The organism is Aeromonas caviae (assembly GCF_000819785.1).
Lineage (GTDB): Bacteria > Pseudomonadota > Gammaproteobacteria > Enterobacterales > Aeromonadaceae > Aeromonas > Aeromonas caviae.
In genome coordinates, this window is sequence record NZ_CDBK01000087.1 from 98846 (window position 1) to 117261 (window position 18416).

Annotated in this window: 19 protein-coding genes; all 19 read right to left on the reverse strand. The window is 61.8% G+C overall.

The window, feature by feature from the left end:
• Positions 1-158: 158 nt before the first annotated feature.
• The 19 genes from BN1120_RS14645 to iscR all read right to left on the reverse strand — a co-directional run bounded on the left by BN1120_RS14645 (position 159) and on the right by iscR (position 18373).
• Positions 159-389, reverse strand: a complete 231-nt coding sequence (locus tag BN1120_RS14645) for a zinc ribbon domain-containing protein (protein ID WP_042016649.1) — start codon at positions 387-389, stop codon at positions 159-161.
• A 123-nt stretch (positions 390-512) separates the two neighbouring features.
• Entirely contained in the window at positions 513-2009 is a 1497-nt protein-coding gene (gene der, locus BN1120_RS14650; RefSeq protein ID WP_010675045.1) for a ribosome biogenesis GTPase Der, read from the reverse strand.
• 74 nt (positions 2010-2083) lie between these two features.
• A complete protein-coding gene (bamB, locus tag BN1120_RS14655; protein ID WP_039038719.1) occupies positions 2084-3268 on the reverse strand; it encodes an outer membrane protein assembly factor BamB in 1185 nt (394 codons plus the stop codon).
• Positions 3261-3911 (reverse strand): YfgM family protein, encoded by a 651-nt coding sequence (locus tag BN1120_RS14660; protein ID WP_039038720.1) that lies wholly within the window; start codon positions 3909-3911, stop codon positions 3261-3263. The genes bamB and BN1120_RS14660 overlap by 8 nt, the downstream gene beginning before the upstream one ends.
• A 3-nt stretch (positions 3912-3914) precedes the next feature.
• Positions 3915-5192, reverse strand: a complete 1278-nt coding sequence (gene hisS / locus BN1120_RS14665) for a histidine--tRNA ligase (RefSeq protein ID WP_042016650.1) — start codon at positions 5190-5192, stop codon at positions 3915-3917.
• 138 nt (positions 5193-5330) lie between these two features.
• A complete protein-coding gene (gene ispG / locus BN1120_RS14670) occupies positions 5331-6461 on the reverse strand; it encodes a flavodoxin-dependent (E)-4-hydroxy-3-methylbut-2-enyl-diphosphate synthase (protein WP_010675049.1) in 1131 nt (376 codons plus the stop codon).
• 10 nt (positions 6462-6471) lie between these two features.
• Positions 6472-7392, reverse strand: coding sequence for a RodZ domain-containing protein (locus tag BN1120_RS14675; RefSeq protein WP_042016651.1), 921 nt, complete (start codon positions 7390-7392; stop codon positions 6472-6474).
• Positions 7382-8173 carry a PilW family type IVa pilus biogenesis/stability lipoprotein TapF gene (gene tapF, locus BN1120_RS14680; protein ID WP_080768047.1) on the reverse strand — a complete coding sequence of 264 codons (792 nt, stop codon included), beginning with the start codon at positions 8171-8173 and terminating at the stop codon, positions 7382-7384. The genes BN1120_RS14675 and tapF overlap by 11 nt, the downstream gene beginning before the upstream one ends.
• An 11-nt stretch (positions 8174-8184) precedes the next feature.
• The gene (gene rlmN, locus BN1120_RS14685) at positions 8185-9288 is read right to left on the reverse strand and encodes a dual-specificity RNA methyltransferase RlmN (protein WP_039038724.1); all 1104 of its coding nucleotides are present in this window, start codon (positions 9286-9288) and stop codon (positions 8185-8187) included.
• A 167-nt stretch (positions 9289-9455) separates the two neighbouring features.
• Complete coding sequence (gene ndk / locus BN1120_RS14690) at positions 9456-9884, reverse strand: nucleoside-diphosphate kinase (protein WP_042016652.1); 429 nt, start codon at positions 9882-9884, stop codon at positions 9456-9458.
• A gap of 277 nt (positions 9885-10161) precedes the next feature.
• The gene (gene pepB, locus BN1120_RS14695; RefSeq protein ID WP_039038726.1) at positions 10162-11445 is read right to left on the reverse strand and encodes an aminopeptidase PepB; all 1284 of its coding nucleotides are present in this window, start codon (positions 11443-11445) and stop codon (positions 10162-10164) included.
• On the reverse strand, positions 11442-12743 hold the full coding sequence (pepB, locus tag BN1120_RS14700) for an aminopeptidase PepB (protein WP_042016654.1): 1302 nt from the start codon (positions 12741-12743) through the stop codon (positions 11442-11444). The genes pepB (BN1120_RS14695) and pepB (BN1120_RS14700) overlap by 4 nt, the downstream gene beginning before the upstream one ends.
• A gap of 157 nt (positions 12744-12900) precedes the next feature.
• The gene (gene fdx / locus BN1120_RS14705; RefSeq protein ID WP_005299781.1) at positions 12901-13239 is read right to left on the reverse strand and encodes an ISC system 2Fe-2S type ferredoxin; all 339 of its coding nucleotides are present in this window, start codon (positions 13237-13239) and stop codon (positions 12901-12903) included.
• 1 nt (position 13240) lies between these two features.
• A complete protein-coding gene (hscA, locus tag BN1120_RS14710; protein ID WP_042016655.1) occupies positions 13241-15088 on the reverse strand; it encodes a Fe-S protein assembly chaperone HscA in 1848 nt (615 codons plus the stop codon).
• A 28-nt stretch (positions 15089-15116) separates the two neighbouring features.
• Positions 15117-15635 carry a co-chaperone HscB gene (gene hscB, locus BN1120_RS14715; protein WP_041215018.1) on the reverse strand — a complete coding sequence of 173 codons (519 nt, stop codon included), beginning with the start codon at positions 15633-15635 and terminating at the stop codon, positions 15117-15119.
• Positions 15636-15825: 190 nt separating this feature from the next.
• A complete protein-coding gene (gene iscA / locus BN1120_RS14720; protein WP_010675058.1) occupies positions 15826-16149 on the reverse strand; it encodes an iron-sulfur cluster assembly protein IscA in 324 nt (107 codons plus the stop codon).
• A gap of 15 nt (positions 16150-16164) precedes the next feature.
• Entirely contained in the window at positions 16165-16548 is a 384-nt protein-coding gene (gene iscU / locus BN1120_RS14725; RefSeq protein ID WP_010675059.1) for a Fe-S cluster assembly scaffold IscU, read from the reverse strand.
• 54 nt (positions 16549-16602) lie between these two features.
• Positions 16603-17817 carry an IscS subfamily cysteine desulfurase gene (locus BN1120_RS14730; RefSeq protein WP_042016656.1) on the reverse strand — a complete coding sequence of 405 codons (1215 nt, stop codon included), beginning with the start codon at positions 17815-17817 and terminating at the stop codon, positions 16603-16605.
• Between the two features lie 52 nt (positions 17818-17869).
• Entirely contained in the window at positions 17870-18373 is a 504-nt protein-coding gene (gene iscR / locus BN1120_RS14735; RefSeq protein ID WP_025327241.1) for a Fe-S cluster assembly transcriptional regulator IscR, read from the reverse strand.
• Positions 18374-18416: the final 43 nt, after the last annotated feature.

The following is an 18416-nucleotide window of genomic DNA, read 5'->3' on the forward strand; positions in this document are numbered from 1 at the left end:
CAGAAGAGCCATATTGGCCCGAAAAACCAAATGTGCCTGGAGCCCGAGACGCAAGCTCAAGCTGGCCGACATGAAACGCAAGATCTGGCACAGAAACCGCTCCTTCACGCTGCTGATAGCGGAGCACACAGTATAAACCCGGCATCAGCCGGGTTTTTTTATGCCTGGTCAGGCTGCGCCTCGAACAGAACGGTGCGCTTGGAGACCAGGGTGTTGCAGTGGTTGCAAAAATAATCCACCGCGCCGCAAGCCCGAAGCCGCTCCAGCTCCTGCCCGCAGGCAGGACACAGGGCCCGGATGCGATAACGGGCCTGACACTGGCCACACGTCGTCTCGCGGCTGCGGCTGTCCAGTTCGCCCTGACAGGCAGGGCAGGTCAGCGTGTTCATTCTCTTCTCGACTCCTCTTTACGTCACTGTGCACCGGCGTCACTTGCAGCCCCTCCCCCGATTTGTCTGCCCTGAGGAGGGCCACCAAGAAAAACGGCTGCCGGTAAGGGCAGCCGCAGGGCTTTATTTCTTCGCTTTGGCCTTGAGCAGGCGCTTGCGCTGGCGTTCCTGGCTCAGGGTCAGGGTGTTCTTCTTGCCCTCGAACGGGTTGACCGACTCCTGGAACTCCACCCGGATCGGCGTCCCCATGATTTTCAACGACTTGCGGAAGTAGTTGATGAGGTAGCGCTTGTAGGAGTCAGGCAGGTCGTTCAACTGGTTGCCGTGGATCACGATGCGCGGCGGGTTGTAACCACCGGCGTGGGCATACTTCAGCTTGACCCGGCGACCATTCACCATGGGCGGCTGGTGATCTTCCTGGGCCATCTGCATGATGCGGGTCAGCATGGCGGTGCTGGTGCGGCGAGTCGCGGACTCGTAAGCCTCGTTGATGGATTCGAACAGGTGACCGACGCCACTGCCGTGCAGGGCGGAGATGAAATGCACCCGGGCGAAGTCGATGAAGCCCAGACGTCTGTCCAGCTCGTTCTTGACGTCCTCTTTCACCTTCTGATCCAGGCCGTCCCACTTGTTGACCACCAGTACCACGGAGCGGCCGCTGTTGAGCACGAAGCCGAGGATGCTCAAGTCCTGATCCGTGATGGTCTCCCGGGCGTCAATGACCAGCAGGCAGACGTTGGCATCTTCAATCGCCTTGAGCGTCTTGATGACGGAGAACTTCTCCACCGTCTCGTGCACCTTGCCACGGCGACGCACGCCGGCGGTGTCGATGACCACGTATTTCTGATCGTCGCGCTCCATGGGGATGTAGACGGAGTCGCGGGTGGTACCCGGCATGTCGTAGACGATGACCCGATCTTCACCCAGCATGCGGTTGGTCAGGGTGGATTTGCCAACGTTGGGACGACCGACGATGGCGAACTTGATGGGCAGGTCGGCGAACGGCGTCTCCTTGGTGTCTTCCCGGGTGTCGAGCTCACCGGCAGCCACCATGCGCAGCAGGGCCTCTTCGTCGAACTCCTCCAGCTCCTCTTCCTCTTGTGCCTCGGTGGCAGAGCCGACCAGGGTCTCGAGGTGGGGGGCCAAGGCCAGCTCCAGCAGGCTCAGTACGCCACGGCCGTGGGCGGCCGCCATCTGGTAGACCTCGCCCAGGGCCAGACCGTAGAACTCGGACACCGCGGAGTCACCGTCGATGCCGTCGGTCTTGTTGGCCACCAGAAACACCTTCTTGTGGGTCTTGCGCAGGTGCTCGGCGATGGCCTGATCCGCCGCGGTGAGACCGGCACGGGCATCCACCATGAAGAGCACCACATCGGCCTCTTCGATGGCCAGCAGGGACTGCTCGGCCATCTTCAGCTCGATCCCCTCCTCGGTGCCATCGATACCGCCGGTATCGACCACGATAAATTCCAGCTCGCCCAGCTTCGCCTGGCCATATTTGCGGTCCCGGGTCAGGCCGGGGAAGTCGGCAACCAGGGCATCCCGGGTACGGGTCAGGCGGTTAAACAGGGTGGATTTCCCCACGTTGGGGCGGCCCACCAGGGCAACTACAGGAGTCATAAAAGCCTCATTCTCAAGACGACAAAGGCTCCGGGTCCGAAGACCAGGAGCCGGATATTCACATTATCGGACGATCAAGGACGCTTGAGGGCGTACAACTTGCCGTCACGGCTCTGCACATACAGGGTGTCACCCTCCACCAGCGGAGCGGCATAGAGACCACTGCTGTCGAGCTGCTGCATGGCCTTGATGGTCCCGTCGGTACGGTCCAGCCAATACAGGTAACCTTCCACATCGCCGACCACCACATAGTCACCCAGGATGACGGGGGCGGTCACAGTGCGGTTTTCCAGCTGGGTGTTGGACCACAGCTCGAGACCGTTGCGACGATCGACCGCAAACAGATGGCTGCGGCTGTCGGTCAGCACGATGGCATTGCCGGTCACCGCCATGTCGCGATAACCGGAATACTTGCGCTTCCACACTTCGTCGCCGCTCATCAGCTTGCGCGCCATCAACTGGCCGTTGTAGGCGATGGCGTAGAGCTCATCACCGGCAATCAGCGGGCTGGCATCGACGTCCACCATCCGATCCAGTTCGGTGGCGCCGCGCGGGTCAGCCACCTTGGATTGACGCACCGGCTGACCGTTGCTCAGCAGGGCGATGCCCACCTTGCCATCGGCGCGGCCATAGATGACGGCACCGTTGGTGATGATGGGGGCGCCGGCACTGCGCAGGGTCAGGGGCGGCTGCTCTTCGGACAGGGTCCACTGCAGCTTGCCCTCGTCGGTATCGAGCGCCACCAGGCGACCGGAGGTGGTCAGCACCACCACGCGGCCATCCTCGACGGCGGGGCTCGCCACCACTTCCCCCGGCACCGTGGTCTGCCACAGCACTTCGCCGTTGGCCTCGTTCAGGGCGTAGACCACCCCGTTTTCGGACCCGAGGAACAGCTTGCCGTAGCGGGAAACCAGGCCGCCGGAGAGACGGGCGCTGCGCTTGTCGGCGTTGATGGGCAGATCTGCCAGATCCACGCTCCACAGCTCCTTGCCGCTCTCGCGCTCGAAGGCGGTCACATCGCCATCACGGGCCGCTGCATAGATGCGGTCCTCTTCCACCACCGGCTTGAGCTGGGAGTAGAAGTTGCCGATGCCATCCCCGACCGAGGAGGACCAGGCGGTATCGGCAGTGAACGCGGACTCGACCTTGGGCAGGGGCGCCATGGGGTTGAGATCCTCTTCCGAACTGAACAGGGAGCACCCCTGCAAGGCGAAGGAGACAGCCACCCCCAGCGCCATTCGCTTGTACAGATTACGCATCCGGAGCCTCGCCCGCAGTGACGGCTGGCAGCGCCAGATCATCCATCTTCAGCTTGAGTTCGGCGCTGCTCTGCAGGCCGCCGGCATCCGCCGCTGCCTGATAGGCATCACGCGCTTCTTCGGCCTTGCCCTGCTTTTGCAGGATGTCGCCGCGCACTTCCGCCACCTGGGCCTTGAAGGCGTCGTTGTTGATCTTGCCAAGCTGGGCCAGGGCCTCGTCAGCCTTGCCCTGATCGCTCAGGACCCGTGCCAGACGCAGGGCGGCGATGGGCTTGATGCTGTCGTCGCCACTGGCGGCCACCTGGGTCAGCTGCTCGGCAGCCAAATCCAGCTTGCCCGCCTTGACGGCGGCCGCGGCCAGTTGCAAGGCGGCCAGCTCGGCATAGGCGTCACCCTTGTGAGCGGTAATGAAGCTCTTTGCCTGCTCCAGGGCGGCGTCATCCCCCTTGGCGAGCTGGGCGGTCATCTCGTTGTAAGCCTGGGAGGCGGCTTCCTGGTTGTTCTGCTGCATCTCGTTGTAGTAGCGCCAGCCAAAGAGGCCGACCAGACCGATAACAGTTCCTGCGATCACCGAGGTGCCGTTCTCTTTCCACCAGCTCTTGATGACCTCAACCTGTTGTTCTTCAGTGGTATACACTTCCACAGCTTACTCTCCTTTCGCTGCCAGCAGGGCAATGGCGGCATCGACCGAGACGGTCTGTTGCTCGGCCTGGCCACGCAGATATTTGATGGTGATCTCCCCGCTTTGCACCTCGGTCTCCCCAAGGATCAGGGCAATGGCCGCGCCGCTCTTGTCGGCACGCTTGAGTTGTTTCTTGAAATTGCCGCCGCCGCAGTGGCTCATGAGGCGCAAGTCCGGCAGGGCATCGCGCAGGCGCTCTGCCAGGGCAAAGCCAGCCTGCTCGGTCCCCTCACCCACCATGCAGAGATAAACATCCACCGCCGGGCGGATGTCAGCATTGAGTTCGAGGGTTTCAAGCATCAGCACCAGACGCTCCATCCCCATGGCAAACCCGACAGCTGGCGTCGGCTGGCCACCGAGCTGCTCCACCAGGCCGTCGTAGCGACCACCGGCACAGACGGTGCCCTGGGCCCCCAGGCTGTTGGTCACCCACTCGAACACGGTCAGGTTGTAGTAGTCGAGGCCGCGCACCAGACGCTCGTTCACCTCGAACTGGATGCCGGCCGCCGTGAGCAGGCGCTTGAGCCCTTCGAAGTGAGCCAGGCTCTCTTCGCCCAGGTGATCGAACAGACGGGGCGCCCCCACCAGGATGGCCTGCACTTTTTCGTCTTTGGAGTCGAGCACCCGCAGGGGGTTGCTGTACATGCGGCGCTGGCTCTCTTCGTCCAGCTCGCTCTTGTACTGTTCCAGATAGGCGACCAGGGCATCGCGGTAGGCGGCACGTTCGCTGCTCTGGCCGAGGGTGTTGAGCTGCAAGGTGACGTGATCGCTGATGCCGAACAGACGCCACAGGCGGTGAGTCAGCATGATGAGCTCGGCATCGATGTCCGGCCCGTTGATGCCGAACAGCTCGACCCCGAACTGGTGGAACTGGCGATAGCGACCTTTCTGGGGACGCTCGTGACGGAACATGGGGCCCATGTACCACATCCGGCGTTCCTGGTTGTAAAGCAGACCGTGCTCGATGCCGGCACGCACACAACTGGCGGTCCCTTCCGGACGCAGGCTCAGGCTGTCGCCGTTGCGGTCTTCAAAGGTGTACATCTCTTTTTCGACCACGTCGGTCACTTCACCGATGGCACGCTTGAACAGATGGGTCTGCTCGACGATGGGCATGCGCACTTCGCTGTAGCCATAACTGGCCACGACCTGGCGCAGGATCTGTTCTACTTTCTGCCATACCGGGCTCTGCTCCGGCAGGCAATCATTCATACCGCGAATAGCTTGGATCTGTTTTGCCACGTTGATACTCGAGAAAAAGAGGTAAAATTTGGCCGCATTATAGGGATTTTCGACCCCGAGGTAAAATCGGGTGCCCGGATGCGGGATGTAAAATCAACAACCTAAAGCCGGGGCCACCCCAGGTGGCCCCGTCATCGTTCAACCTTTGTCCACCTGGATCTGGTTGGCCGGATCCAGCATGGCAGCCCGGGCACGGATGCGACGCTCCAGGGTCGGGATCAAATCCTTGTTGTCGAGCCGGTCGACCCGCTGGCCCCCCTCGTAGAAGGCACTCTTGTTGGCGGCGCCCGCAAGGCCGAGATCGGAGACCAGCGCCTCCCCCGGACCGTTCACCACGCAACCGATGATGGAGACATCCATCGGGGTGATGATGTCTTCGAGCCGCTCTTCCAGGGCATTGACAGTGCCGATGACGTCGAACTCCTGACGGGAGCAGGAGGGACAAGCGATGAAGTTGATGCCGCGGGAACGGATACGCAGGGATTTGAGGATGTCGAAGCCCACCTTCACCTCTTCCACCGGATCGGCGGCCAGGGAGATGCGCAGGGTGTCGCCAATCCCTTCGCTCAGCAACATGCCAAGACCGATGGCGGACTTGACCGCGCCGGCGCGAAAACCGCCCGCTTCCGTGATGCCCAGATGCAGGGGTTGATCGATCTGCTTGGCCAGCAGGCGATAGGCACCGACCGCCAGGAAGACATCGGACGCCTTGACGCTCACCTTGAAGTTCTGGAAGTCGAGGCGATCCAGGTAATCCACGTGGCGCATGGCGGACTCCAGCAGCGCCTCCGGGGTAGGCTCGCCGTATTTCTCCTGGAGATCACGCTCAAGGGAACCGCCGTTGACGCCGATGCGGATGGGGATGTTGTAGTGACGGGCGCAATCCACCACCGCACGCACCCGCTCTTCGTTGCCGATGTTGCCCGGGTTGATGCGCAGGCAGTCGGCCCCGTACTCGGCCACTTTGAGGGCGATGCGGTAGTCGAAGTGGATGTCGGCCACGATGGGGATGCGGGTCTGCTGCTTGATGAGCTTGAACGCTTCCGCCGCCTCCATGGTGGGGACGGAGACCCGGACGATGTCGGCGCCGACCCGCTCGATCCGCTGGATCTGCTCGACGGTAGCGGCCACGTCCGTGGTCTTGGTGTTGGTCATGGTCTGTACCGTGATGGGGGCATCGCCCCCAACCGGCACGTTGCCGACCATGATCTGTCTGGATTTGCGACGAACGATGGGTGATTCGTGTGCGGGCTTTTCGTGAACAGACATGGCGGACTGATTACTCCTGCGGCAGTGAGAAGCGGGCAGTCCGGCCGTTGTTGTAACGGCTCATGTCGAAGGACTTGCCCTGATATTCGAGATTGACCGCCATGGGCGCGCCAATGATGAATCTGAGTGGCTCGGGTCCTTCCAGTACCAGTTCGTCGTTCGCCTTCTTCAGACCGCTGAACAGGGTCTTGCCGTTGGCATCCTTGACGTCCAGCCAGCAATCGGCGGTGAAGCTCATCTTGAGCTGGGGCGCCTTGGCGGGCTCGGTGGTCGTGCTCTCGGCAGTCGAGACCGCACCGGAAACGTTCGTCGGGACGGCTGCGCTGGCATCCGTAGCGACCACAGGCAGGGTCGCGGTGGCACCGCTCACCACAACCTGGGTGGACACGGCATCGGACGCTGCGGGCAGCACGGGCTCGGCGACCTCCACGGCGGGGGCAACATTCGCTTCCGGCGTATTGACGGTCGCGCTCATCTCGGTCGCCGCCAGGGCGTCGTCACCGGCGGAGCGGCGCGCCGTGCTCTGCCACCACCAGGCGACGGAGAGCCCGATCAGCACCAGGATCACCAGCCAGGTCACCACCTTGAGCCGGCTGTCATTGGCCTGCTGGCGGGAGCGACGGGAGAAGCTCTGCATGTCGATGTTGTCGGGGGGAGTCAGCCCCAGCTTTTCGTAGGCGGCGAGGATGGTCTCCTCGGGGATACCCACGAGCTTGGCATAGGCCCGCAGATAGCCACGAATGAAGGTATGGGACGTGTGCTTGTCGTAGGTATCCGCTTCGATGGCGGCGATCAGGGTCAGACGAAGGTGAATGCGGGACGCAACCTGTTCCCGGGTCCAGCCGAGCTGTTCACGGGCGTTGCGCAGCAGCTGGCCTGGGCCAACTGCCTGGGAGTCGTCTTGGAAATCGTGTGGCTGTTCAGTAGTCATTGGCTAAGTAACGCTTGGCTTGTTGCGAAGTGGGATATTGCCTTACCAGCTCAGTCCCGAATTGGTGAAGTAATGCCGGTTTGTCCATGGCCTGGGCCAGCCGCAGCCGGAGCCAGAGGCTCTCCTCGTTCTCCTCTGCCACATCGGCAAAGCGCGCGAGGTAAGACTGGACATCAGGAAGCTTGCCATCTTTCATGGAAAGCTCGGCCATGTCCAGCAATAACCTAGGATTGCGGGGATTATACCCCAAGGCCAGACGATAATACTCGCCAGCCTTGTCATTTCTGTGATTTTGCATCGAGCAGAGCGCCGCATTTTCGTAGGTATCGGCGATCTTCACGTAATCGGGCTGACTGACGGCCTGCAAGAACGCCTTTTCCGCTTCGTCGAAGCGGCCACGGTTGCAGAGGAAGGCGCCATAGTTGTTCATCGCGTCAGCATTGGACGGATCCATGGCCAGCGCTTTCTTGTAGCTCGCCTCGGCGGCCTTGAAATCCGACACCTGCTGGTAGAAATAGGCAAAACCGATGTAGACCTGAGGATTGTTGGGATCGTACTGAAGGGCGCGGTCGAGGTTGAATTTGGCCTGCTCGGCATTGCCCTGGCGCAGATACTGGATACCCAGATCGAGACGAGTCTGGGCGGCAGCCTTGAGGTCGGGACCCACTTCACGCTGGGTCGAATTCTGGCCAGCGTAAGTGGTCTCTGTGACACAGCCTGGCAGCGCACAGAGCGCTGCCACTACGATCAATGTACGGATATCCATTTCCTGTCTATACAATGGCTTAGGAGTTAAACCATTTTGACGGAAATCCCATCCTGTTGCATCCGATTTTTCATGGTGCGCTTGGTGCGGTCGATCACCTCCCCCACCAGCTGCCCACAGGCGGCGTCGATGTCGTCACCACGGGTCTTGCGCACGATGACGGTCAGGCCGTATTCCATCAACACCTTGGAGAAACGGTCGATACGGCTGTTGCTCGGCTTGCCAAACGGGTTGCCCGGGAAGGGGTTGAACGGGATCAGGTTGATCTTGCAAGGGGTTTCCTTGAGGACCTTGGCCAGCTCATGGGCATGCTGCATGTCGTCGTTGATGTGATCGAGCAGCACATACTCCACGGTCACCCGGCCGCCGTTGGCGTTGGACTTGGCCAGATAGCGGCGTACCCCGGCAAGGAAGGACTCGATGTTGTACTTGTCGTTGATCGGCATGATCTCGGAGCGAAGCGCATCGTTCGGCGCATGCAGGGAGATGGCCAGGGCAACGTCGATCTGGTCCCCCAGCATATCCAGCGCCGGCACCACACCGGAGGTGGAGAGAGTGACGCGGCGCTTGGAGATGCTGAAGCCGAAGTCATCCATCATCAGTTTCATGGCCGGTACCACGTTGGCGAGGTTGAGCAGCGGCTCACCCATGCCCATCATCACCACGTTGGTGATGGGGCGCTTGCCGCCCACCACTTTGGCGGCACGCCACACCTGGCCGATGATCTCGGAGACTTTCAGGTTGCGGTTGAACCCTTGCTGGGCGGTGGAGCAGAAGGTACAGGCCAGGGCGCAGCCCACCTGGGAGGAGACGCACAGGGTAGCGCGGTCCGCTTCCGGAATGTAGACGGTCTCCACCTCCTGATCGCCCACCTGCAGCGCCCATTTGATGGTGCCATCGGCGGAGCGCTGTTCACGGCTGATCTCGGGGGCACGGATCTCGGCAATGGCCTTGAGCCGCTCGCGCAGCGCCTTGTTGACGTTGCTCATCTGATCGAAATCATCACAACCGAAGTGATAGATCCACTTCATTATCTGGTCTGCCCGGAACGGCTTCTCGCCCAACTCGACGAAGAAGGCACGCATGGCATCCCGGTCGAGATCCAGCAGGTTGGTTTTTGTTTCGCTCATCAGGGGCCTCAGCTCACACACTTCATAAATTATCGGCTGACCTACGTCAGGGGGCGGCATTGTACAAATAATGGGTCTGGCTTTCCACCTGGAGAATAAGTGGATATTGGCAGGATGACCAAAAAACAAAAGGGAGCCGAAGCTCCCTTGGTCACCAGCAGACAACATCAGCCGCGCGGGCAGATCTCGTCGTCGGAGAAGAAGTAGGCGATTTCACGGGCGGCAGAGGCCGGGGCATCGGAGCCATGGACGGCGTTGCGATCGATGCTCTCGGCGTAGCAGGCGCGCAGGGTGCCGGCCAGAGCCTCTTTCGGGTTGGTGGCGCCCATGATTTCACGGTGACGGCGGATGGCGTCTTCACCTTCCAGCACCTGTACCATGACAGGGCCAGAGGTCATGAAACCGACCAGAGCATCATAAAACGGCTTGCCCTGGTGCTCGGCGTAGAAACCGGCGGCCTGTTCGCTGGTCAGGTGCAGCATCTTGGCAGCGATGACTTTCAGGCCGGCGCTTTCGAAGCGGCTGTAAATGGCACCAATCAGGTTCTTGCTGACCGCATCCGGCTTGACGATGGAGAAGGTACGTTCGATAGCCATTGAGTTCTTTCCTTAACTACAGAGTTTTATTGTAGGAATCCATGTTCGGCGGCGATTATACGTAAACAAAAAACGAAATAACACACAAAAAATCAACTTTTTGTTAAACAAAAGAATCCTTGAAACAACATGGTGACTCATCTTGTGCCAGGGCAGAGAGAAAAAATGTGCGCTTGCGCACGATCGGCATGCTAATGCCTCAAAACCGTATCAATTGCTCAGCAAAGCAGCACTGGAAAGGGCACCCTGAGGTGCCCTTGTGATGCCGTTCACTGACTCAGCGCGTCTCCGCCATCAGGGTATGGGCGATGGTGCGCATCCCCAGGGTATTGGCCCCGGGCGCCCACAGACTATCGCCGTTTTCGCTGAAGCAGGCGGCGAGATCGACATGCAGCCACCCTCTTCCCTCATCAGGGACAAAGCGGGAGAGGAAGCCCGCCGCGTTGGAGGCGCCCCCCGGTCCGCCGCCCGGCACGGGGCGGCTGTTGGCGGTGTCGGCATAGTGGGACGGGCACTGCTGGCGATGCCAGGGCTCCAGCGGGAGCGGCCATGCTGGCTCCTGCTCCGCATCCGAATAGGCCATGGCGCGGCTCACCAGCCCCTTGTCCAGTCCAAACAGGGCGTTGTAACGCCCTCCCAGCGCCATCACGGCCGCCCCGGTGAGGGTGGCGGCGTCGATGATGAGCGGCGCACCAGACTCGCCGGCCAGTTGCAAGCCGTCGGCCAGGATCAGACGCCCTTCGGCGTCGGTATTGACCACCTCCACCGTGGTGCCGTTCTTGTAGGTGAGGATGTCACCCAGCTTGTAGGCATGGCCGGATACCAGGTTCTCGGCGCAGCAGAGGATGAGCTTCACCCGCTTGTCGAGGCCACGCAGAATGGCCAGCGCCAGCGCGCCGGTGACGATGGCGGCACCGCCCATGTCGTGTTTCATGGTCAGCATGCCCTGGGAGGTCTTCATGGAGTAGCCGCCGGAATCGAAGGTGATCCCCTTGCCCACCAGGGCGGCCGCTACCGGCGCCTTGGGATCCTTGCCCGGATTGAAATCCAGCTCCAGCATCACGGGCTCGCGGTCACTGCCACGACCCACTTGATAGAGACCGACCCAGCCCGCCTGTTGCAGCGCCTCTCCCTTGAGGATGCGATGGCTGATCCGGTCCGGTGCCAGCTCGGTGAGGAAGGCGGCGGCTTCGACCGCCAGCTCCAGCGGCCCCAGCTGCTCCGGGGTGGCGTTGGTCATCTCCCGCACCCAGCGCCCGCACAGCCAGCGCGCCTCCAGCTCCTCCCTGTCCTCCTCGGACGAAGTGGCCCACTGCAACCCCACTTCCGCCTTGGGCGTCTGCAGCCCCTGGGCAAAGGCCCACTGCTGCTCCCGCTCCCAGTGGCCAGCCAGGACCACCTGCTGGATCCCCTGGCTGCACAGGCGCCGCGCCGCCTGCTGGATATCCAGCAAGGGAGTGGCGCTCACCAGATGGATCACCATGCCGTCGGCACGGTGGGAGAGCAGTGCCCCCTCCCCCCACTCGGCCGGTGCAAACTCTCGGCTCAACCAGACGTTCATGCGCACACCTCCTGCAACCAGCGGGCAATCGTGCGAAGACCATGGCCCTTGGCACCGGTCGCCCAGAGATCATTGCCCGACTTCTGATAGGAAGCGGCCAGGTCCAGGTGCACCCAGCCCTTGCCTTCGTCACGGACAAAGCGCGACAGGAAAGCCGCTGCGGTGGTGGCACCGGCAGTGCCTTCGGCGGACGCCACGTTGCCCAGCTCGGCAAAGGCCGAGGTGAGCTGGCCTGCGTGCCAGGGTTCGAGCGGCAGCGGCCAGGCCTTCTCGTTTTCGGCGTTGGCGGCAGCCAGCGCGCGCACCTGCTCCGCCTCATCGAGGGCAAACACGGCATTGTAGTCGCGGCCCAGCGCTGTCTTGGCGGCGCCGGTCAGGGTGGCAGCGTCGAGGATGTAGGCAGCCCCGCTTTCGCTGGCGGCCAGCAGGCCGTCTGCCAGCACCAGGCGACCTTCCGCATCGGTGTTCTGGATCTCGACCGAGATGCCGTTGCGATAGGTGAGGATGTCGCCGAGCTTGAAGGCGTGGCCGGAGACCAGGTTCTCGGCGCAGCAGAGGATGAGCTTGACCCGCTTGTTCAGGCCACGGCTGATGGCCAGCGCCAGGGCGCCGGTCACCATGGCGGCGCCGCCCATGTCGGACTTCATCGGCAGCATGTTGTCGGAGGACTTCATGGAGTAGCCGCCGGAATCGAAGGTGATCCCCTTGCCCACCAGCGCCGCGACCACGGGGGCGTTGGCATCCCCGGTCGGGTTGTAGTCGAGCTCCAGCAGCACCGGCTCGCGCTCGCTGCCACGGCCCACCGACCAGATCCCGATATGACCCGATTCACGCAAGGCTTCGCCAGCGGTGATGCGGGCGGTCACCTTGTCACCGCCGAGGCTGCGAATGAGCAGCAGAGCGGACTCCGCCAGGCTCATGGGGTAGATGGCTTCCGGGCAGCCGTTGGTCACCTCGCGCACCCAGTGGGTCGCTTTGAGCAAAGCCGCCAGCTCGGCAGCCTCCTGGTCGCTCTGCTCGCCGAAGTCGAGCTCGCGAACCCCCTTGGCGGCATAGAAGCCCTGGGCAAAGGCGTAACGACGCTCCCGATCCCACCCCTCGCCCACCAGCTTGATGCGCTTGATGCCGCTCGACTCGAGGCGTCTGGCCCCGCGCTGGATGGCGCGCAGCGCCTCCTTCTCCTGGCCAGCAGCCAGATGGAGATGAGCCTCGTCCCCGTTGAAACTGAGCAGGGCACCCTCACCCCACTGGGCGGCGGCAGCCTGGGACGACAACCTTACGTTCATCATGTCAGCCATGTTCTCTTGCTTCCTTTTTATTGGCACTTTCATCAACGAATAGGGAAATCACGGGCACAAAAAAGGCCGCTCCCTCAAGGGTCACGGCCTTCACCATATCATTACTGCACCATGAGATGCTGCACGCGCAATTCACTCATGTGTAATTAAGGGGTCATCAGTGGCGCTCGGACGCCAGATTCAGGGTGTACTTGGGCAGTTCCACCACCAGATCCTCGTCCGCCAGTCTGGCCTGGCAGCTGAGACGGGATTCCGGCTCCAGCCCCCACGCCTTGTCCAGCATGTCGTCTTCCAGCTCGTCGCTCGGCTCGAGGGAGTCGAACCCTTCCCGCACCACGCAGTGGCAGGTGGTGCAGGCACAGGACTTCTCGCAGGCGTGCTCGATCTCGATGCCATTGCGCAGCGCGATATCCAGAATGGTTTCACCGGTCGCACCTTCGAGGGCCGCGCCGTCCGGACAGAGCTCGGGATGGGGCAGAATAATCAGTTTTGGCATATCACACCTTGTTGACGTTTTGTCCGGTCAGCACCTTGCGGATGGAGGCATCCATCCGGCGGGCTGCAAATTCGCCACTGGCAGCGTCCGCCGCCTCGATGGCCTCTTTGATCTGGTTGGTGGTGCCCGTGCTGCGCATGGTCAGCAGATGGGCGATGGCGGCATCCAGCTCGACCCGCTCGGCGGGGCTCAATAAGGCCTCGCCATCGGCGGCCAGGGCGGCGTTGAGACTCTCGACCACCCGGTCGGCCTCGACCTGTTGCTCCGCTAACATGCGGGCGTCCATGTCCTGCTGGGCATTGGCGATGGAGGCGCTCAGCATGTTGAGGATGTCATCCTCACCCAGTCCATAGGAGGGCTTGACCTGGATCTCGGCCTGCACGCCGGAGGATTTCTCCATGGCGCTGACCGACAGCAGACCGTCCGCATCCACCTGGAAGGTAACGCGAATGTGGGCCGCCCCCGCCGCCATGGGCGGAATGCCGGTCAGGGTGAAGCGGGCCAGGGAGCGGCAATCCGCCACCAGCTCGCGCTCCCCCTGCACCACGTGGATGGCCATTGCGGTCTGGCCATCCTTGAAGGTGGTGAACTCCTGGGCGCGGGCCACCGGAATGGTGGTATTGCGCGGGATCACCTTCTCGGCGAGGCCGCCCATGGTCTCTAACCCTAAGGAAAGCGGGATGACGTCCAGCAGCAGCATCTCGGCGTCGGGCTTGTTGCCCACCAGGATGTCGGCCTGGATGGCGGCACCAATGGCCACCACCTTGTCAGGGTCGATGCTGGTCAAGGGCGTGCGGCCGAAGAACTCGCCCACCCGCTCGCGCACCAGCGGCACCCGGGTCGAGCCACCGACCATCACCACTTCCAGCACCTCTTCCTGCTCGAGACCCGCATCGCGCAGGGCGCGCCGACAGGCCTGCAGGGTGCGCTTGACCAGGGGCTGGATCAGCTCGTCAAACTGGCTGCGGGTGACGGTACCCTGCCAGCCGGCAAAGGTGCAGGTAACGGCATCGGCATCGGTGAGGCCGTGCTTGATGCTGGCCGCCGCATCCAGCAACTCGCGCTGGGTACGGGCATCGAGCTGACCGGACAACCCGGCTTGCTCTTTGAGCCAGTCCGCCAGCAGATGGTCAAAATCGTCACCACCGAGTGCCGAGTCGCCACCGGTGGCCATCACCTCAAACACCCCGCGATGCAGGCGCAGGATGGAGATATCGAAGGTTCCGCCCCCCAGGTCATAGACGGCGATCACCCCTTCCTGACCGGAGTCGAGGCCATAGGCGATGGCGGCCGCCGTGGGTTCGTTGAGCAACCGCAGCACGTGCAGACCGGCCAGTCTGGCCGCGTCCTTGGTACCCTGACGCTGGGCGTCATCGAAATAGGCGGGCACCGTGATGACCACGCCGTCGAGGTCTCCCCCGAGGGACGCGGCACCGCGCTCGGCCAGTTTTTTCAGGATCTCGGCCGAGACCTGCACCGGATTGACCAGCCCCTGGCGGGTCCGCAACTGGGGCATGCCCGTCTCGGTAGCCACGAACTCGTAAGGCTGCTGGCGGGTATCGATGTCGGCCAGCCCCTTGCCCATCATCCGCTTGACCGAGACGATGGTGTTGTGGGGATCGAGGGCCGCCTCACGCTTGGCATCGAAGCCAACCCGGATGGTATCGGCCTGGTAATGGACCACGGAAGGCAGCAGATCACGCCCCTGCTCGTCACAGAGGGTGTCGGCCTGGCCGCTGCGCACGGCGGCGACCAGGGAGTTGGTGGTGCCAAGATCGATGCCGACGGCACGTTTATGCTGGTGAGGCGCGGCGCTCTGGCCTGGCTCGGCAATTTGCAGTAATGCCATGGGTAATCACAATTCCTGCGTTAGAGGGTCAAGACTCGAACAGCGAGTCTTCGAATCGTTCCAGCTCCTCGAGGAGCTTGTCGACAAATTTGAGCTTGCGAACGCAATCCGCCGCCTGCAGATCCTCACCCCTGGTGAGAGAGTCGGTCAGCCGTTGCATCAACACCAGGTGATCATGCCTGATCTCCTGGCGAAAATCCTTGATGGCCCCCTCAGGGTCGGCGTCGCCCTTGAGATCAGCCAGCCGCTCTCGCCACTCCAGCTGTTGCATCAGAAAGGCAGGATCTTGCAGTGTCTGCTGCTCGCCGCGAATATCGGTGCCCCGCAAGGAGAGCAGATACTCGGCTCGGCGCAAGGGGGCCTTGAGGGTGGTAAACGCATCGTTGATCTGGGCAGCACGCTGCACGGCAGCAAGCTGCTCCCGCTCGGGGGCAGTCGCAAAACGATCGGGATGGAACTGGGTCTGCAGCTGACGATAGGTGTCAGCCAGTTGGCGAGTATCGAGCTCGAAGCCCTCAGCCAACCCGAACAGCTCGAAATGATTCATCCTTCGTCCTCAGACAATAGCGCTGGGAGTGCAACCACACTCGTCTTGAACTTGAAAGCAGTGGCATGGACTGGCGTCCACACCACTGTGTTGATGAGCAAGGTGTTGATCACAAGAGACTCGCCGCAACAGGGCTCACCCTTGGGACTGCGAGGCGTTGCAAACATGGGCGATCGGTCAATCGAACCACTTACACGCTGAAGCTTTCGCCACAACCGCATTCGCCCTTGGCATTCGGGTTGTTGAACTGGAAGCCCTCGTTGAGGCCTTCCTTCACGAAGTCCAGCTCGGTGCCATCCAGGTGGATCAGGCTCTTGGCATCCACGATGATCTTGACGCCTTTTTGCTCGAATACCTGATCCTCGGCAGCCAGCTCATCCACGAACTCGAGCACATAGGCAAGGCCAGAACAGCCGGTCGTCTTGACGCCGAGGCGCAGGCCGATGCCCTTGCCCCGGTTGATCATGAAGGAGGAAACCCGCGCCGCTGCGGCATCTGTCATGGTTATGGCCATACTGCTCTCCGGACCTTAAAGACCTTTCTTCTGCTTGTAATCGGCGATGGCGGCCTTGATGGCATCCTCCGCCAGAATGGAGCAGTGGATCTTCACCGGCGGCAGCGCCAGCTCTTCGGCGATGTCTGTGTTCTTGATACCGGCCGCTTCGTCCAGGGTCTTGCCCTTGACCCACTCGGTCACCAGGGAGCTGGAGGCGATGGCGGAACCACAGCCGTAGGTCTTGAACTTGGCATCTTCGATGATGCCATCGTCGCTGATCTTCAGTTGCAACTTCATGACATCACCACAGGCCGGTGCACCGACCATGCCGGTGGCGACGCTGGGATCGTTCTTGTCAAAACCACCGACGTTGCGGGGATTCTCGTAGTGGTCGATTACTTTTTCACTGTAAGCCATATCTAACTCCTGCTAATTCCGTTGTTCACCAGATCCTTGCCATGCTGGCAAGGATCAGTGATGTGCCCATTCGACCGTGTTCAGATCGACGCCATCCTTGAACATCTCCCACAGGGGGGACATCTCGCGCAGACGACCGATGGAGTCGCAGATGAGCTTGATTGCGTAGTCGATCTCTTCTTCGGTGGTGAAGCGACCGATGCTGAAACGGATGGAGCTGTGTGCCAGCTCGTCGTTCAGACCCAGGGCGCGCAGCACGTAGGAAGGTTCCAGGCTGGCCGAGGTACAGGCAGAACCGGAAGAGACCGCCAGATCCTTCAGTGCCATGATGAGGGATTCCCCTTCCACATAGGCGAAGCTGACGTTCAGGTTACCCGGTACACGCTGGTCCAGATCCCCGTTGATATAGACTTCTTCGATGTTCTTGATGCCATTCCACAGACGCTGGCGCAGGGCCATGATGTGCTGGCTCTCGCTCGCCATCTCTTCCTTGGCGATGCGGAAGGCTTCCCCCATGCCGACGATCTGGTGGGTTGCCAGGGTACCGGAGCGCATGCCGCGCTCGTGGCCACCGCCGTGCATCTGGGCTTCCAGACGAACACGGGGCTTGCGGCGCACATACAAGGCGCCAATCCCTTTCGGGCCGTATACCTTGTGGGCGGACATGGAGAGCAGATCAACCTTGAGCGCTTCCACGTCGACCGGGATCTTGCCCACGCTCTGGACGGCGTCCACGTGCAGCAGGATCTTGCGAGAACGGCACAGCTCGCCGATGGCAGCGATGTCTTGCACCACCCCGATCTCGTTGTTGGCGTGCATGATGCTGACCAGGATGGTGTCATCACGCAGGGCGCCTTCGATCTGCTCAAGGGTGAACAGGCCGTTGGGCATGGGCTCGAGGTAGGTCACCTCATAGCCTTCCCGCTCCAGTTGGCGGCAGGTATCCAGCACGGCTTTGTGCTCGGTCTTGGAGGTGACAATGTGCTTGCCCTTGCCGGCGTAGAAATGGGCGATGCCCTTGATGGCCAGGTTGTTTGACTCGGTCGCACCGGAGGTAAAGACGATCTCGCGCGGGTCCGCGCCGATCAGCTCTGCCACTTGATTACGGGCCAGATCCACCGCCTCTTCGGCCTGCCAGCCGAAACGGTGGGAACGGGAGGCTGGGTTGCCGAACAGGCCGTCCATGGTGAGGCACTGCATCATTTTTTCTGCGACACGCGGGTCCACCGGACAGGTTGCCGAATAATCAAGGTAAATAGGCAGTTTCATCTTTTTCTCCGTTACGACGGGGTCACACAGCGACTCGTCGTGGAAAGCACGTTTATAGTTGGACTTTCAAGCTCACATCACCGCGTTCGGCCCGATCAACCAGGGACAACACGGTCTTCATTTGTTCATCTTGCTTGCCGGCGATACGGCGCACATCGGCCTGACCAACCAGCTCGGCCAAGGTGATATCCCCCAGGAAGCTGGAGATTCGTTCGCTCAGATCCCGCCACAAGGAGTGGGTCAGGCACTGGGTACCACCGTGGCAGCCCCCTTTGCCGAGGCACTTGGTCGCATCGACCGATTCATCGACCGCGGTGATCACCTGACCGACCGAGATCTCGCCAGGGGCCAGACCGAGGCGATAACCGCCACCGGGGCCACGTACGCTGCTCACCAGACCATGCTTGCGCAGACGGGCAAACAGTTGTTCCAGATAGGACAAGGAGATGCCCTGGCGCTCTGAAATATCAGCCAGGGGCACGGGCCCCTGCTCTGCATGCAACGCCACGTCGAGCATGGCTGTCACCGCGTAACGTCCTTTTGAGGTCAGTCTCATATGCCTTACCGTCTTGCGAACCAATCAATATGTGGCATATGGT